The 14,128-nt window shown below is 71.2% G+C and carries 12 protein-coding genes; 7 read left to right on the top strand and 5 right to left on the bottom strand.

Features of this window, described 5'->3' with window-relative positions; genetic code table 11:
• Window positions 1–96 precede the first annotated feature (96 nt).
• The 4 genes from egtA to egtD are packed head-to-tail and all read left to right on the top strand — an operon-like array spanning window position 97 to window position 4,470.
• Window positions 97–1,416, top strand: coding sequence for an ergothioneine biosynthesis glutamate--cysteine ligase EgtA (gene egtA, locus ABZ622_RS28245; protein WP_360547834.1), 1,320 nt, complete (start codon window positions 97–99; stop codon window positions 1,414–1,416).
• Window positions 1,413–2,756, top strand: a complete 1,344-nt coding sequence (egtB, locus tag ABZ622_RS28250) for an ergothioneine biosynthesis protein EgtB (RefSeq protein WP_360547836.1) — start codon at window positions 1,413–1,415, stop codon at window positions 2,754–2,756. The genes egtA and egtB overlap by 4 nt, the downstream gene beginning before the upstream one ends.
• Complete coding sequence (gene egtC / locus ABZ622_RS28255) at window positions 2,756–3,511, top strand: ergothioneine biosynthesis protein EgtC (RefSeq protein WP_360547838.1); 756 nt, start codon at window positions 2,756–2,758, stop codon at window positions 3,509–3,511. The genes egtB and egtC overlap by 1 nt, the downstream gene beginning before the upstream one ends.
• On the top strand, window positions 3,508–4,470 hold the full coding sequence (egtD, locus tag ABZ622_RS28260) for an L-histidine N(alpha)-methyltransferase (RefSeq protein ID WP_360547840.1): 963 nt from the start codon (window positions 3,508–3,510) through the stop codon (window positions 4,468–4,470). The genes egtC and egtD overlap by 4 nt, the downstream gene beginning before the upstream one ends.
• Here egtD and ABZ622_RS28265 read toward each other — a convergent pair.
• The 3 genes from ABZ622_RS28265 to ABZ622_RS28275 all read right to left on the bottom strand — a co-directional run bounded on the left by ABZ622_RS28265 (window position 4,413) and on the right by ABZ622_RS28275 (window position 7,669).
• Window positions 4,413–5,327 (bottom strand): lysophospholipid acyltransferase family protein, encoded by a 915-nt coding sequence (locus ABZ622_RS28265; RefSeq protein WP_360547842.1) that lies wholly within the window; start codon window positions 5,325–5,327, stop codon window positions 4,413–4,415. The genes egtD and ABZ622_RS28265 overlap by 58 nt on opposite strands.
• Entirely contained in the window at window positions 5,324–6,133 is an 810-nt protein-coding gene (locus ABZ622_RS28270) for a GNAT family N-acyltransferase (RefSeq protein WP_360547982.1), read from the bottom strand. The genes ABZ622_RS28265 and ABZ622_RS28270 overlap by 4 nt, the downstream gene beginning before the upstream one ends.
• A 279-nt stretch (window positions 6,134–6,412) precedes the next feature.
• Window positions 6,413–7,669: an extracellular solute-binding protein gene (locus tag ABZ622_RS28275; protein WP_360547844.1), complete on the bottom strand. Its 1,257-nt coding sequence runs from the start codon at window positions 7,667–7,669 to the stop codon at window positions 6,413–6,415.
• A 201-nt stretch (window positions 7,670–7,870) separates the two neighbouring features.
• Here ABZ622_RS28275 and ABZ622_RS28280 point away from each other — a divergent pair, with 201 nt between their 5' ends.
• Entirely contained in the window at window positions 7,871–8,086 is a 216-nt protein-coding gene (locus tag ABZ622_RS28280) for a dodecin (protein WP_093546549.1), read from the top strand.
• Window positions 8,087–8,201: 115 nt separating this feature from the next.
• Here the strand turns inward: ABZ622_RS28280 and ABZ622_RS28285 are convergent, their stop codons facing one another.
• Both ABZ622_RS28285 and ABZ622_RS28290 read right to left on the bottom strand, forming a co-directional pair.
• Window positions 8,202–8,690 carry a hypothetical protein gene (locus tag ABZ622_RS28285; RefSeq protein WP_360547846.1) on the bottom strand — a complete coding sequence of 163 codons (489 nt, stop codon included), beginning with the start codon at window positions 8,688–8,690 and terminating at the stop codon, window positions 8,202–8,204.
• A gap of 12 nt (window positions 8,691–8,702) precedes the next feature.
• Window positions 8,703–9,782, bottom strand: coding sequence for a hypothetical protein (locus tag ABZ622_RS28290; RefSeq protein WP_360547848.1), 1,080 nt, complete (start codon window positions 9,780–9,782; stop codon window positions 8,703–8,705).
• A 273-nt stretch (window positions 9,783–10,055) separates the two neighbouring features.
• Between ABZ622_RS28290 and ABZ622_RS28295 the strand changes: the two genes are divergently transcribed.
• Complete coding sequence (locus ABZ622_RS28295) at window positions 10,056–11,426, top strand: polysaccharide pyruvyl transferase family protein (RefSeq protein WP_360547850.1); 1,371 nt, start codon at window positions 10,056–10,058, stop codon at window positions 11,424–11,426.
• Between the two features lie 175 nt (window positions 11,427–11,601).
• Window positions 11,602–14,025, top strand: coding sequence for an excinuclease ABC subunit UvrA (locus ABZ622_RS28300; protein WP_360547852.1), 2,424 nt, complete (start codon window positions 11,602–11,604; stop codon window positions 14,023–14,025).
• Window positions 14,026–14,128: the final 103 nt, after the last annotated feature.

Genomic DNA, 14,128 nt, shown 5'->3' on the forward strand with positions numbered 1-14,128 from the left:
GGCCGCAACCGGATTTCCGATCCGCAGGGGCACTCTTGTGCGATCCATCCGCAGGGGTTTGGGTGGTGGGGAGGCACCGAGAGAAGGAGGCCCGGCATGTCGTCCGACACCCCCTGGGAACACGGCCCGCCCGGCCAGCCCCCGCCGCTCGGCGAGGGTGAGGCCGAGGATTTACTGCGCTGCATCTGTTTCAAGACGGGACCGCCCCGCAAGGTCGGTGTGGAACTCGAATGGCTCATCCACGACCGGGACCGGCCTCACGTCCCGGTCCCGCACCACCGTCTCGACGCGGCCGCCGGCATCGTCCGGGGCCTGCCCCTGAGCGCGGGGCTCACCTTCGAGCCCGGCGGCCAGCTGGAGCTCAGCTCGCGCCCGGCCGACTCCCTGATGGCATGCATCGATGCCACCGCCACCGATCTCACCGCGGTACGCGACGCCCTGGATGAGGCGGGTCTCGTGCCGGTGGGGTTCGGCGTCGACCCGTGGCACCCGCCACGCCGTCTGCTGCGCGAACCCCGCTACGACGCCATGGAGGTCTCCTTCGACCGGTCGGGACCGGCCGGTCGCGCCATGATGTGCACCACCGCGTCCGTCCAGGTGTGTCTGGACGCCGGGGAGGAGGAACCGGGTCCGCTCGGCTACGGGCGGCGCTGGCAGCTGTCCCACCTGCTGGGCGCGGTCCTGGTGGCGGCGTTCGCGAACTCCTCCTTCCGGCTCGGCCGCCCGACCCCCTGGCGGTCCGCCCGGCAGTCGCTGTGGGCCGACCTCGATCCGTGGCGGCCCCTGGCACCGCCCGGCCTGCTGCCGCCGCGCGACGCCTGGACGGCACATGTGCTGGACACCCCGGTGATGTGCGTCCGGGAGGAGGCCGGCCCCTGGTCCGTGCCGGAGCGGCTGACATTTCGCGAGTGGATCCGTACCGGCGCGCCGAGACCACCGGTGCGCGCCGATCTCGACTACCACATCAGCACGCTCTTCCCGCCCGTGCGGCCGCGCGGTCACCTGGAGCTTCGCATGATCGACGCACAGCGCGGTGCGGACGGGTGGCTGGTGCCGCTCGCCGTCACCACTGCCCTGTTCGACGATCCGGAGGCCGCCGAGACCGTGTACCGCGCTGTGAAACCGCTGGCCGAGACGGCCGGGGCGGAGCCGGCGCCGCGCAATCCGCTCTGGGTCGGCGCCGCCCGCGACGGCCTGGCCGATCCCGAACTGCGGGCGGCGGCGGTCACCTGCTTCGGGGCCGCGCTGGAGGCGCTGCCCCGGTTGGGCGCCACCACCGCCGTACAGGACGCCGTGGCCGGCTTCAACGACCGTTTCGTCGCCCGGGGCCGATGTCCGGCCGACGATCTTCCCGAACTGCTCGCGCCGGGCTCGCCCGGCGGTCCGGGCCGCCCCTGGGAGGGGTCCCGCTCATGACCGATTCCGCCACACCCACCGGCTCCGCACCCGAGGGGGCGGACCCCGAGGCGCTGCGGCAGCGCGCCCTCGCCGCCCTGCTCACCGCCCGGGAACGCACCGCGCTGCTCACCGACAGTGTGGACGACCATGAACTGACCGCCCAGCACTCGCCGTTGATGTCCCCGCTGGTCTGGGACCTCGCGCACATCGGCAACCAGGAGGAGCTGTGGCTGCTGCGCGCGGTGGCCGGGCGGGAGGCGATGCGTCCGGAGATCGACGGGCTGTACGACGCCTTCGAGCATCCCCGGGCGACCCGCCCCTCGCTGCCGCTGCTGGCCCCCGCCGAGGCACGTACGTATGCCGCGGAGGTACGTGGCCGGGCCCTGGACGTCCTCGACGGTGCCGCGCTGGACGGCGGCGGTCCGCTGGTGCGTTCCGGGTTCGCCTTCGGCATGATCGCCCAGCATGAACAGCAGCACGATGAAACGATGCTGATCACCCATCAGCTGCGGTCGGGGACGGCCGTGCTGACCGCTCCCGTGCCGCCCGCCGCCACTGACGCCGCGGGCCTTCCGGCCGAAGTCCTCGTCCCGGGCGGCCCGTTCACCATGGGGACGTCCACCGAGCCATGGGCCCTGGACAACGAACGCCCGGCGCATGTGCGCGACGTCCCGGGTTTCTTCATCGACACGACCCCGGTCACCTGCGGTGCGTACCAGGCGTTCATCGAGGACGGCGGCTACACCGAGCGGCGCTGGTGGGAGCCCGGGGGGTGGGCGATGGTCCGTGAGCACGAACTGTCCGCTCCCCTGTTCTGGCACCGGGACGCCGGTCAGTGGCTGCGCCGCCGCTTCGGGATCACCGAGCAGGTGCCCGCGAACGAGCCGGTGCTCCATGTCAGCTGGTACGAGGCCGATGCGTACGCCCGCTGGGCCGGGCGACGGCTGCCCACGGAAGCGGAGTGGGAGAAGGCCGCGCGCCACGACCCGGCGTCGGGGCGTTCCCGGCGCTACCCCTGGGGCGACGAGGACCCGTCCCCGGAGCTGGCGAACCTGGGGCAGCGCCATCTGCGGCCCGCACCGGCCGGTGCGTACCCGCAGGGACAGTCCCCTTGCGGCGCACGGCAGTTGATCGGTGATGTGTGGGAGTGGACGTCGAGCGGCTTCCTCCCCCATCCCGGCTTCTCGCCGTTCCCGTACCGCGAGTACTCCGAGGTGTTCTTCGGGCCGGACCACAAGGTGCTGCGCGGCGGTTCCTTCGCCGTGGACCCGGTGGCGTGCCGGGGGACGTTCCGCAACTGGGACCTGCCGGTGCGAAGGCAGATCTTCTCCGGTTTCCGCACCGCCAGGGATCTGTGATGTGCCGTCATATCGCCTATCTGGGGCCGTCGGTGCCCCTGTGCGAACTGCTGACCTCGCCGCCGCACTCACTGGTACGCCAGTCCTGGGAACCGAGAAGCCAGCGGCACGGGACCGTCAATGCCGACGGTTTCGGTGTCGGCTGGTACGCGGACGGCGATCCGGTGCCCGGACGCTACCGGCGCCCGGGACCGGTCTGGGGCGACCAGACCTTCGCCGACCTGACCAGGGTGGTGCGCAGCGCGGCGCTGCTCGCCGCCGTCCGTGATGCCACCGGGGCGGACGCCGACGGCGAGGCGGCGGCCGCGCCGTTCGCCGCCGGGCCGCTGCTGTTCAGCCACAACGGTGCGGTGAAGGGCTGGCCGCACTCCGTGGCCCCGCTCGCCGCGGCGCTGCCACCGGCCGAACTGCTCTCCCTCACCGCCCGCTGCGACTCGGCCCTCGTCTGGGCCCTCGTACGGCACCGTCTGGCCGGGGGCGACCCGCTGCCGCAGGCCGTCGCCGACACCGTGGTCGACGTGGCGGTCGCGGCGCCGGAATCCCGGCTGAACCTGCTGCTCACCGACGGCGCGACGATCGTGGCGACGGCCTGGGGCGACACCCTGTCGTACCTCGCCGAGCCCGGTCTTCGCACGGTGGTGGCCTCGGAGCCCTACGACGACGATCCGCGCTGGCGCACGGTCCCCGACCGCACGTTGCTGACGGCTACCCGTGCCGACGTTCTGCTGACCCCGCTCAAGGAGCCCACTGCGTGAGTCCCTTTCTGCTGACCCGCACCCTGCCGGTGGACGCGACGGACGCGGCGCTGCGCGCCGATGTGCTGCACGGTCTGACCCGGCACCCGAAGACACTGCCGCCCAAGTGGTTCTACGACGCGCACGGCAGTGACCTGTTCGAGGAGATCACCCGGCTGCCCGAGTACTACCCGACCCGTGCCGAGCGGGAGATCCTGATCGACCGCGCCGACGAGATCGCCCGGGTGTCCGGGGCGCGGACCCTGATCGAGCTGGGTTCCGGCTCGTCCGAGAAGACCCGGCACCTGCTGGACGCGCTGGACGCGCTGCACAGTTACGTACCGGTCGATGTGAGCGAGAGCGCGCTGCGCGGGGCCACCGAGGCGCTGCTCGCGCAACGGCCCGAGCTGTCCGTGCACGCGTTGATCGCCGATTTCACGGGTGGTCTGGCGCTGCCGGGCACGCCGGGGCCCAGGCTGATCGCGTTCCTGGGCGGCACGGTCGGCAATCTGCTGCCCGACGAGCGTGCGGTGTTCCTGAAGTCGGTACGGTCGCTGCTCTCCCCCGGCGACGCGCTGCTGCTCGGCACGGATCTGGTGAAGGAGGAGAAGGTGCTGGTCGCCGCGTACGACGATGCGGCGGGGGTCACCGCGGAGTTCGACCGGAACGTGCTGCGGGTCGTGAACCGGGAGCTGGGGGCGGACTTCGACCCCGCCGGTTTCGACCATGTGGCGCTCTGGAATCCGGAGCACGAGTGGATCGAGATGCGGCTGCGGGCCCGTCGGGCACACACCGTGAAGATCCCGGAGCTGGATCTGGTGGTGCCCTTCGAGGCCGGCGAGGAGCTGCGTACGGAGGTCTCGGCGAAGTTCCGCAAGGAGGGTGTCCGGGCGGAGCTGGACGCGGCCGGGCTGCGGCTGGATCAGTGGTGGACGGATTCCGGCGGCCGGTTCGCGCTCTCGTTGGCGATGGCGGTCTGAGCCCGGCGGGCCAGGTCGCGGCGGTCCGGCCGGCCGGCCGCCGGGATCTGCGGAAGTACGCGGATCTCGGCGGTCAGGCCCGCCGCCGTCACCACCCGCCACAGTGAGGCGATGAGCGGATCGTCGCCGACGAAAGCGGCCGCACCGGCCGGGGCGGTGCTCTCGTGGCCGGCCGGGCGGCAGCCCCTCTCGGGCCCCGTCCGGCCGGTCGTCGCGGTGGTCCGCGGCGGCTCGACGCGGTAGCTGAGGCGTATCGGCAGGACCGTGGCACCCGCGTCGATCGCTGCCTGGAAGGCGGCCGGTGCGAAGCGGCCGCCGGAGCCGCGCCCGCACCGGGTGGTGCCCTCCGGGAAGACGACCACGCGTGAACCGCCGCGCAGCGCCGAGCCGATGGTGCGCACGGTCGTGGGCAGTGCGCGCAGTCGGTCGCGTTCGACGAAGAGCGTGCCGCCCCGGGCGGCGAGCGGGCCGAGCAGCGGCCAGCCCCGTATCTCGCTCTTGGCGAGCATCCGGCCGGGGAACACGGCCGCGACCAGCGGGATGTCCAGCCAGGAGATGTGGTTCGCGACGACGAGCGTGCCCGCCGCCCCGGGTGCCGCGCCGGGCTCGGCCGGTGTGCCGACGGTCCGGACCCGCACCCCGAAGGCGCGCACGACGCCGTACGCCCAGCGCCTGATCAGCCGTTCCCGCCGTGCCGCGCCGAGCACCGCCACGAACGGTGCGCCCAGCGCCCCGGCCATGATGCACAGGCACCCGGCGAGCAGCAGGGCCGCGGCGGCCGGGCGGCCCCGCACGGGGCCCTCGTGGCCGGCGCAGGTGTCCGGGGTGCAGGGTGCGGTGGGCAGCCAGGGGTTCATCGCAGCGGGGCGAGGGCGAGGAAGTGGCGCAGGTAGCGCGGGTCGGTGCGGCGCAGTGACAGCAGTACGTACAGGTCGGCGACGTTGAAGTCGGGGTCGTGGGCGGGTGCCCCGCACACCCGGGCGCCGAGGCGCAGATAGCCGCGGAGCAGCGGAGGGAGCGTGGCGAGACCGGTGGGCGGGGCGGCCTGGGCGGCCGGGGTGGGCTGCCAGAGGCGGTGCGGGGTGACCCAGTGGTCCTCGGGTGCCAGGTACTTCGTCCGTACGGTCTCCCAGGCGCCGGCCGCGGCGGTGCCGCCGTCGGCGAGCGGGATGGAGCAGCAGCCGGCCAGCCAGTTGTGGCCGGTGCGCTCCATGTAGCGGGCGAGTCCGGCCCAGATCAGCGCGATGACGGCGCCGTCGCGGTGGGCCGGGTGGACGCAGGACCGTCCGACCTCGACCAGGTCGTCACGGATCGGGCCGAGCCTGCCGAGGTCGAACTCGCTCTCCGCGTAGAGGCGCCCGGCGATCCGCGCCCGGTCGGGCGGCAGCACGCGGTAGGTGGCGACGACGTCGCCGGTGGCCTGTTCCCGGACCAGCAGATGGTCGCAGTACGCGTCGAACGCGTCGCTGTCCAGGCCGGGTTCGGGCCCTTCCAGCCTGGCGCCCAGCTCACCGGCGAAGACCAGATGGCGCAGCCGTTGGGCGGCCCGGATCTCGTCCTGGTCGGCGGCGAGGGACACCCGGTAGCGCGGCGGGGCGGGGGCGACGGGCTGCGCGGGAACGACGGGAGCGGTGGGGAGGGAGGTGACGGGCAGCGCGTTCATGACGGTCTCCGGGGACGGATCGGCAAGGGCGGCCGCCAGGCCGTCGCACTGGGTGCGACGGCCCGGCCCCTTACTTCTTCCGTGACCGGCTGGATTCGACATGACCGCTCGGGAGAGCCGAAATGTGCGAAGGCTGAATCCCGGGGGTGGCCGACGGCTGGACACTGCGCCGCCGCCGTCGGACCACGACACCCGGCAGTGACCGGCACCGGACCACAACACCGGAAACGGTCTGCGCCGGACCACAACAGCCGGGTGCGGTCCGGTGGGCCGTGCGGGTCAGCCCCCGGCGAGCTTGGAGGTGATCTTCGCCGAGGCGGACTTCGCCTCCTGCTGCGGGTCGCCGCCCTCCAGCACCGCCGTCATGTAGGGCTTGATCGGGTTGTCGGCCTCGACGTCGGCCCACTGCGGCGAGTTGGGGGTCGCACGGCCCTGGGTGGCGCCGCGGGCCATCGCCGCGGTGCCTTCCTGTCCCAGGATGACACGTGCGAGTGCGGGCTTGTTGGGCACGTAGCTCATCGTTCTGGCGAGCTCCTCCTGCCACTTCCGGCCCGCCAGCGCCTTGATCACTTCGATGCCCTCGGCGCGCTGGTCCGCCTTGTCCGGGACGATCAGGTCGGATCCGCCGGTGAAGACGGAGCCGGGCACCTTGGCGGTCTTGCCCGGAATCGGGAAGTAGCCGAGTTTTCCCTTGAGTTCGGGATTCTTCTTCTCGATCTGCGCGACGGTACCGGGCACCGAAATGATCTGTGCGACATTCCCCTCGGCGAACACATCGGCCTGCGGGGGCTTTTCCTCGTCCGCGTCCCTGGGACCGTCACCGAGCGCCTGGAGTTCCTTGTAGAAGCCCATGCCGCGCAGCGCGGCGGGGCTGTCCAGGGCGCCTTCCCACTGCCCGCCCTTCTCATCGGCGAGTTCGCCGCCCTCGTCCCAGATGAATCCGGCCAGGACGTACCAGTTCTGGCCCGCGAGGTAGATCCCCTGATTTCCGTTGTGGTTCAGCAGTTGACTGTCCGCGATCCACTCGTCCCGGGTCTTCGGCGGGTTCTTTATGCCTGCCTGCTCGAAGAGTTCCTTGTTGTAGATCACCACTCGGTTGGCCGCGTACCAGGGAATGCCGTACTGCATGCCGTCGATGCTGCCCGGGTCGGCGAGGCCCGGCAGCCACTCCTCGCTGCCGAGGTCACGCACGGACTCCAGGGTCAGATCGCGCAGGCCGCCGCTTTCCGCGTACTGGGCCACCTGAGTGTTTCCGACCTCGATGACGTCCGGGGTGTCCTTGCCCTTGAGGGCGCCGATGACCTTGGGGCCGATTCCGCTCCAGCTCTGGAACTTGAAGTCGAGCTCGATGGACGGGTGTTCGTCCTTATAGGCCTTTGTGAACCGCTTCAGGAAATCGGCGGAGACGCTGTCCTTCATCAGCCAGATCGTGACCTTCTTGCTTCCGGACGCCTCCGAGCCGGAGCCCAGGCCGCATCCCCCCAGCGCAAAGGTGGAAACGAGCGCGACGGCTCCGACGAGTATGCGGTTCTTCACCAGGTTCACCTTCTGCGAAACGGCACGACTTAATTCAGGACCCGGTGTGGGGGACTGCGGGCGGCGCTCGCACGGGCGTGGCTGGATTTTGGTATGGACCATTGATTTGGTCAAGGCCCGTTCACGGCACATTCTGCACTTCGATCCCTCGCGGACTCGGTCCGGGTGGGGCACCGTGGTAGGGACGAGAGGAGACATAAGATGTCAAATCACACCTATCGGGTCACCGAAATCGTCGGAACCTCGCACGAGGGCGTCGACGATGCCATCCGCAGAGGCGTCGCAAGAGCTTCGGAAACGTTGCACAATCTCGACTGGTTCGAGATCACACAGGTGCGCGGCGAGATCAAGGACGGCCGGGTGGAGCACTACCAGGTCGGCCTGAAAGTGGGCTTCCGGCTCGACGAGACGAGCTGATTCCGGCGACCGGCACCGGATCCGGCGCCGACGCCGAGTCCCCGCGCCGACGGGGACGCCGGCAGCGCGGCGCGGCCGGACCGAGGCGGTGTCCGGCAGGTCGCATCCGCCGGGTTCAGGTACGGCCCTCGCGCTCCTGCGCGTCCTTGAGCGCGGCCGAGGCCTGCGCCCAGCGGGCCCGCACCACGGTGAATCCGGCCCGCTCCGCCGCGTCGCAGACGAGTTCGTCGTCGTCGACCAGCATCCGGATCTCACGCTCCCGGCCCAGCCGCTTCAGAATTTCCAGCTTGGTGTACCGGGCCGGCCTGCGGTCGTCGTCGCGGCGCATGTACACCTGCCCCTCGGGCAGTCCGTGCTCCGCCAGCCAGGCCACGGTGTCCCGGCGGCACCGCTCGGGCCGCCCGGTGAGGTACCTGAGCTCGCAGCTCCCGGCGCTGTCGAGTGCCAGTCGTACGCCTTCGGGCAGCGGCGGGTCGTCGACGGCCGCTGAGAAGAAGCCGTTCCAGTCGCGCCGGCGGCCCTCCAGGTAGTGCTGCCGGTGGCCGCTGTCCGCGAGCGTGCCGTCCAAGTCGAATACGGCCAGGGGCCGGTGATCGCTTCTCATGCCACCAGCAAATCAGACCAGCGCGGCCACCAGGAGCAGCACGACCACGACCCCGGCCACCACCGCGGCGACCCGCAGGGACCTGCGCCTCGACCAGATCGGGAGCACCTCGGGACCGTCGGGCCCGGGGAAGACGTGGAAGACGTGGTCGGGGTCGTCCGGGACCGTGACCGCCACCAGTTGCAGCCACTCGATCTCGGCCCGTCTGGCCACCTCGTCCGGGCGGGGCGCGAGCGCCGTTTCGACGGCCTTGGCATGGGCGGGGTCCAGAGCCTCGGGTATCGGCTCGTCGGCCGAGGTCAGCGTGGCCCGCTGCCACGCACCGGTGCGTCCGGTCTGCCGGCGGACCCGCAGCGGCGGCGCCGGGTCCGGCAGTTTCACCGTGCTCCGCCGCGGCGCGTGGCCGACCGATCCGCCCGTCCACCGGGTGACCAGCCCGGTGCCCTCGCAAGGGGTGTGCTCCGTGGACCGCTCACCCTCGCAGACCGGGCAGTCCCGGAAGCCGGTGTCGTCACACTTCGGGCACTTCTCGGTGCCCCGTCCCTGGCACTGCGGGCAGGCGGTGCGCGGCTTGCGGCACTTCAGGCAGGTGGTCCGTCCGGCAACGTTGCGTTCCGGCGACGAACCGGCCGGCACACGGTCCTTGCGGCGTCGGCCCGTGCCGTCGCACCAGGTACACGGTTCGACACCCTTGCATGCCGGACACAACGGGCCGGTCTCGCAGCTCAGCTTCCCCTTGGCCCGGCAGCGCGAGCACGGCTGCCGGCCCTCGTCGCAGCCACAGGCCACCGTCCGTACCGAACCGTGGAGCACCAACTCCACCTTCCGTGACCGGGCCGGGTCCTTCGGCGGCTCGACCGGATGGTCGCGAAGTTCGCCTTCGTACGTCACCCGTTCCGATATGTCGTACTTGCCGGGTCTGGACTCCGGTCGCGTGCTGCGGGTCTCCATGGAGCGGACGATGCGCAGTTCGAGCATCGGGAGCCGGGAGATGTCGGCACCGTCCTGCCGCAACCGCGGCCCCTGCCCAGGACGGCCGATGTGCCGGGCGACCGCTTCCAGGATTTCGTCGTCGGACAGTGAGTCGGCCATGATGGCGCTTCCACCTCCCCGGTAGGCGCGCCGGCGCGCACGAGGCAGCGTACGGGCGGGGCCGCCGGGGGCTCAAGAGGGCCGCACGGGGAAGGTCGTGGGCGCCGCACCGGGCACCTGTCACTACTCCACCGCGCGCACGCCCGCTTGCGCGCGGATGGGCGATCCGCCCGGCGCGTTCCGGACCGATCGCAAAAGGTTGTACAGGATCCACATGGATCGACAGGCGTTTGTAAAGCTATATTCAGGTTTGTGGCATCCACCGTTAATGATGTGAAGCGAATACTCCTGCGTTCAGGGAAGAGCCCCTACGACGTCGTCCCTGTCGAGCGCGCTCTCCATGAGGACGTGTTCGCCACCAACTCGGGCAACCTGATCTTCAGCGATGCCACTCACAAGATCCTTGAGACGCCGCGCGCCAAGGTGGTGTCGAACGGCATCACCACGCGGGTCGCCGACGCCGACCGGATCAACAGCGAGTACGACGTCTTCGTCATCCCGCTCGCCAACGCCTTCCGGCCCTCCTTCGAACGGCAGCTGGAGCGGCTGACCCAGCTCATCTCGAAGCTGAAGATACCGGTGGTGGTCCCGGGCGTCGGCGCCCAGACCGGCATCAACTACTCCGCGGACCGGCTGAAGCCTATGCAGCCCACGGTCTACGCCTTCGTCTCCGCCGTACTCGACCACAGCGCCTCCATCGGTGTGCGCGGGGAGTTCACCGAGCGGTATCTGAGGGACATGGGATTCCGCGACGTGGACGTCATCGGCTGCCCCTCGATGTTCCTGGGCGGCAGCCGGCTCGTCGTCCGGGAGGACGGCCGGGAGCTCGGGCCCGAGTCCCGCATAGCCGTCAACGGATCGCACGACGCGGTGCGCAAGCACAAGCTCGGGCAGATCATCGACCGCACCCACGCGCGCTACCCGCACCTGCGGTTCATCGGCCAGAACCTCTCCGACGCCCGTCAGCTGCACTGGCGCGACCTGTCCCACCAGAACGCCGCGGTGACCGGCATCCCCACCCACCCCGACCACCCCATGTACGGGGAGGGCAAGGTGCGGGTCTACATCGACCCGGTCACCTGGATGGACGACCTGCGGGGCTTCGATTTCTCCTTCGGCTCCCGGATCCACGGCAACATCGCGGCGCTGCTCGCCGGAACGCCGGCCACGGTGCTCTGCGGCGACTCCCGGACGCTGGAGCTGTGCCGCTACTTCGACATCCCGCACCGGATGCTCTCCAAGGTCCCGGCCGACCTCGATCCCGCCGACCTCCACGCCACCGCCGACTTCGGGCCGCTGATGCGCGGTCATCAGGAGCGGTTCGACCGTTTCGTGAACTTCCTCGACAAGAACGGTCTGGAGAACACCTTCACCCACGGCGACGGCGGTGCGGCCTTCGACAAGCAGATGAGCGGGCTGTCCTTCCCGCCGGGCGTCCGGCCCTGGGTCGGCTCCGACCCCGCCACGATGGCACCCCGGTTGAACTGGCTCCAGAGCCAGCTGACGGAACTCACCGCCGAGAACGCCCAGCTCAAGCGGAAGCTCCTGAAGAACGCCTCGCTGCCCGCCCAGCGGTCCACGTACCAGCGGGCCCGCAGCGTCGTGGGCAGGCCGATCAAGCGCGTACTGCGGCCCTCCCGGTAGGTCCGGGGTCTTCACCACCGATCCGCAGGGCCGGTCCGGCCGGGGCGCCGACCGAGGCGCCGGAATCACGGCCGACATCACGCGATGGCGTCCGATGCCTAGAATCGGAGTGTTTGTCCCCAGGCCGTCGGCCGTGCGCCGGCCCTGCCCCGATCCGTACGGAGTCCCCGCGCAGATGCCTACCCCCCACGATCCGTACGTCCGGGTGCGCGGCGCCCGAGAGCACAACCTCCAGGACGTCTCGGTCGACATCCCGCGCGACACCCTCACGGTCTTCACCGGGGTCTCCGGCTCCGGGAAGTCCTCCCTCGCGTTCGGAACGATCTACGCCGAGGCCCAGCGCCGCTACTTCGAGTCGGTCGCCCCGTACGCCCGACGGCTGATCCATCAGGTCGGCGCGCCCGCGGTCGGTGAGGTCACCGGGCTGCCGCCCGCCGTCTCGCTGGAGCAGCGTCGCTCGTCGCCCGGGGCCCGTTCGTCCGTCGGTACGGTCACCACGCTCTCCAACTTCCTGCGCATGCTCTTCTCGCGGGCCGGTGACTACCCGGCGGGTGCGGAGCGGCTCGACTCCGACGCCTTCTCGCCGAACACCGCCGCCGGGGCGTGCCCTCGGTGCCACGGGCTCGGCCTCGTCCACCGCACCACCGAGCAGCTACTGGTACCCGATCCCTCACTGTCGATCCGGGACGGTGCGATCGCGGCCTGGCCGGGCGCGTGGCAGGGCAAGAACCTGCGCGATGTGCTGGACGCGCTGGGTCACGACATCGACCGGCCGTGGGGCGAGCTGGGCGCCGAGGAGCGGGAGTGGATCCTGTTCACCGACGAGCAGCCGGTGGTGACGGTCCATCCGGTGCGGGAGGCAGGCCGCATCCAACGCCCCTACCAGGGCACGTACATGAGCGCCCGCCGCTATGTGATGCACACCTTCGCGGACTCCAAGAGCCGCACCCTGCGGGCGAAGGCCGAGCGGTTCTTGACCAGCGCCCCGTGCCCGGCCTGCGGCGGCAGCCGGCTGCGCCCCGGGGCGATGGCCGTCACCTTCGCCGGCCGTACGATCGCGGAGCTGGCCGCACTGCCGCTGACCTCTCTGTCCGAGCTGCTGCGCACCGCGGGCGGCAGCGACACGGCGCGGTTGCTGACGGCGGATCTGCTCGCCCGGATCGAGACGGTCACCGAACTCGGCCTCGGCTATCTCAGCCTCGACCGCACCGCTCCGACGCTCTCCTCCGGCGAGCTGCAGCGGCTCCGTCTGGCCACCCAGTTGCGCTCCGGCCTCTTCGGGGTCGTCTATGTGCTGGACGAGCCGTCGGCCGGTCTCCACCCGGCGGACACCGAGTCGCTGCTCGGGGTGCTGGGACGGCTGAAGGAGGCCGGGAACTCGGTCTTCGTCGTGGAGCACCAGATGGATGTGGTGCGCCGGGCCGACTGGCTGGTCGACGTGGGACCGCTGGCCGGTGAGCACGGGGGCCGGGTGCTGCACAGCGGCCCTCCGGCCGGGCTCGCGGAAGTGACGGAGTCGGCCACCCGACGCTTCCTCTTCGACGAAGAGCCCGTGCCGGTACGGGAGGTGCGTGCGCCCTCCGGGTGGCTGCGGCTCAGTGGGGTGGAGCGGCACAACGTACGGGGGGTGGACGCCGCGTTCCCGCTCGGCGTCTTCTCGGCCGTCACCGGGGTCTCCGGGTCGGGGAAGTCGACGCTGGTCGGTCAGGTCCTGGCCGGTGCGCTCGCCGACCGGCAGGGCGGTGCCGGGGAGAACCCGGCCACGGAGCGCCCGGTGCCCTGGTGCGCCTCGGCGCGGGGGCTGGAGGCGGTGGACCGTCTCGTCCAGGTCGACCAGCGGCCGATCGGCCGTACCCCCCGGTCCAATCTGGCCACGTACACCGGGCTCTTCGACGTCGTACGCAAGCTGTTCGCCGATACGGAGACCGCTCGGGAGCGCGGCTACAAGGCCGGCCGGTTCTCCTTCAACGTGGCGGGCGGGCGGTGCGCGACCTGCCAGGGCGAGGGGTTCGTCTCCGTGGAGCTGCTCTTCCTGCCCAGCACGTACGCGCCCTGTCCGGACTGTCATGGTGCGCGGTACAACCCGGAGACCCTGGAAGTCACGCTGCGGGGCCTGGACATCGCGCAGGTACTGGATCTGACGGTGGAGTCGGCGGCCGGGTTCTTCGCGGGTACGCCGGCCGCCGGGCGCAGTCTGCGGACCCTGCTCGATGTCGGGCTCGGCTATCTGCGGCTCGGTCAGCCCGCGACGGAGCTGTCCGGCGGTGAGGCCCAGCGGATCAAGCTCGCCACCGAACTCCAGCGCACCCGTCGGGGCCACACCCTGTATCTACTGGACGAGCCGACGACGGGGCTGCATCCCGCCGATGTCGAGGTGCTGATGCGGCAGTTGCACGGCCTCGTCGACGCGGGCGGCACGGTGGTGGTCGTGGAGCACGACATGGCGGTGGTCGCGGGCGCCGACTGGGTGATCGACCTCGGCCCCGGTGGCGGCGGCCGGGGCGGCCGGATCGTGGCGGCGGGGACGCCCGAGGAGGTGTCCCGGGTGCCGCAGAGCCGTACGGCTCCGTACCTCCGGGCCGCACTCCGTCGCGACTGATCGCCGGATCGTCGCCAACTCCCCCGCTTGCCAAGCGAGTTGCTGGTCCAGGCAAGCAAAGGGGAATGAAACGGTAAAGAACATTGACAGTCATCTGGTCCAG

Source organism: Streptomyces sp. NPDC007164 (assembly GCF_040634135.1).
Lineage (GTDB): Bacteria > Actinomycetota > Actinomycetes > Streptomycetales > Streptomycetaceae > Streptomyces > Streptomyces sanglieri.

Excerpts from the sequence above, each read along its gene's own strand:
- ABZ622_RS28265 (WP_360547842.1), bottom strand. The coding sequence starts at position 5,327 with ATGAACCCCTGGCTGCCCACCGCACCCTGCACCCCGGACACCTGCGCC.
- egtA (WP_360547834.1), top strand. The coding sequence starts at position 97 with ATGTCGTCCGACACCCCCTGGGAACACGGCCCGCCCGGCCAGCCCCCG.
- ABZ622_RS28285 (WP_360547846.1), bottom strand. The coding sequence starts at position 8,690 with ATGAGAAGCGATCACCGGCCCCTGGCCGTATTCGACTTGGACGGCACG.
- egtC (WP_360547838.1), top strand. The coding sequence starts at position 2,756 with ATGTGCCGTCATATCGCCTATCTGGGGCCGTCGGTGCCCCTGTGCGAA.
- ABZ622_RS28290 (WP_360547848.1), bottom strand. The coding sequence starts at position 9,782 with ATGGCCGACTCACTGTCCGACGACGAAATCCTGGAAGCGGTCGCCCGG.
- ABZ622_RS28270 (WP_360547982.1), bottom strand. The coding sequence starts at position 6,133 with ATGAACGCGCTGCCCGTCACCTCCCTCCCCACCGCTCCCGTCGTTCCC.
- ABZ622_RS28300 (WP_360547852.1), top strand. The coding sequence starts at position 11,602 with ATGCCTACCCCCCACGATCCGTACGTCCGGGTGCGCGGCGCCCGAGAG.
- ABZ622_RS28280 (WP_093546549.1), top strand. The coding sequence starts at position 7,871 with ATGTCAAATCACACCTATCGGGTCACCGAAATCGTCGGAACCTCGCAC.
- egtB (WP_360547836.1), top strand. The coding sequence starts at position 1,413 with ATGACCGATTCCGCCACACCCACCGGCTCCGCACCCGAGGGGGCGGAC.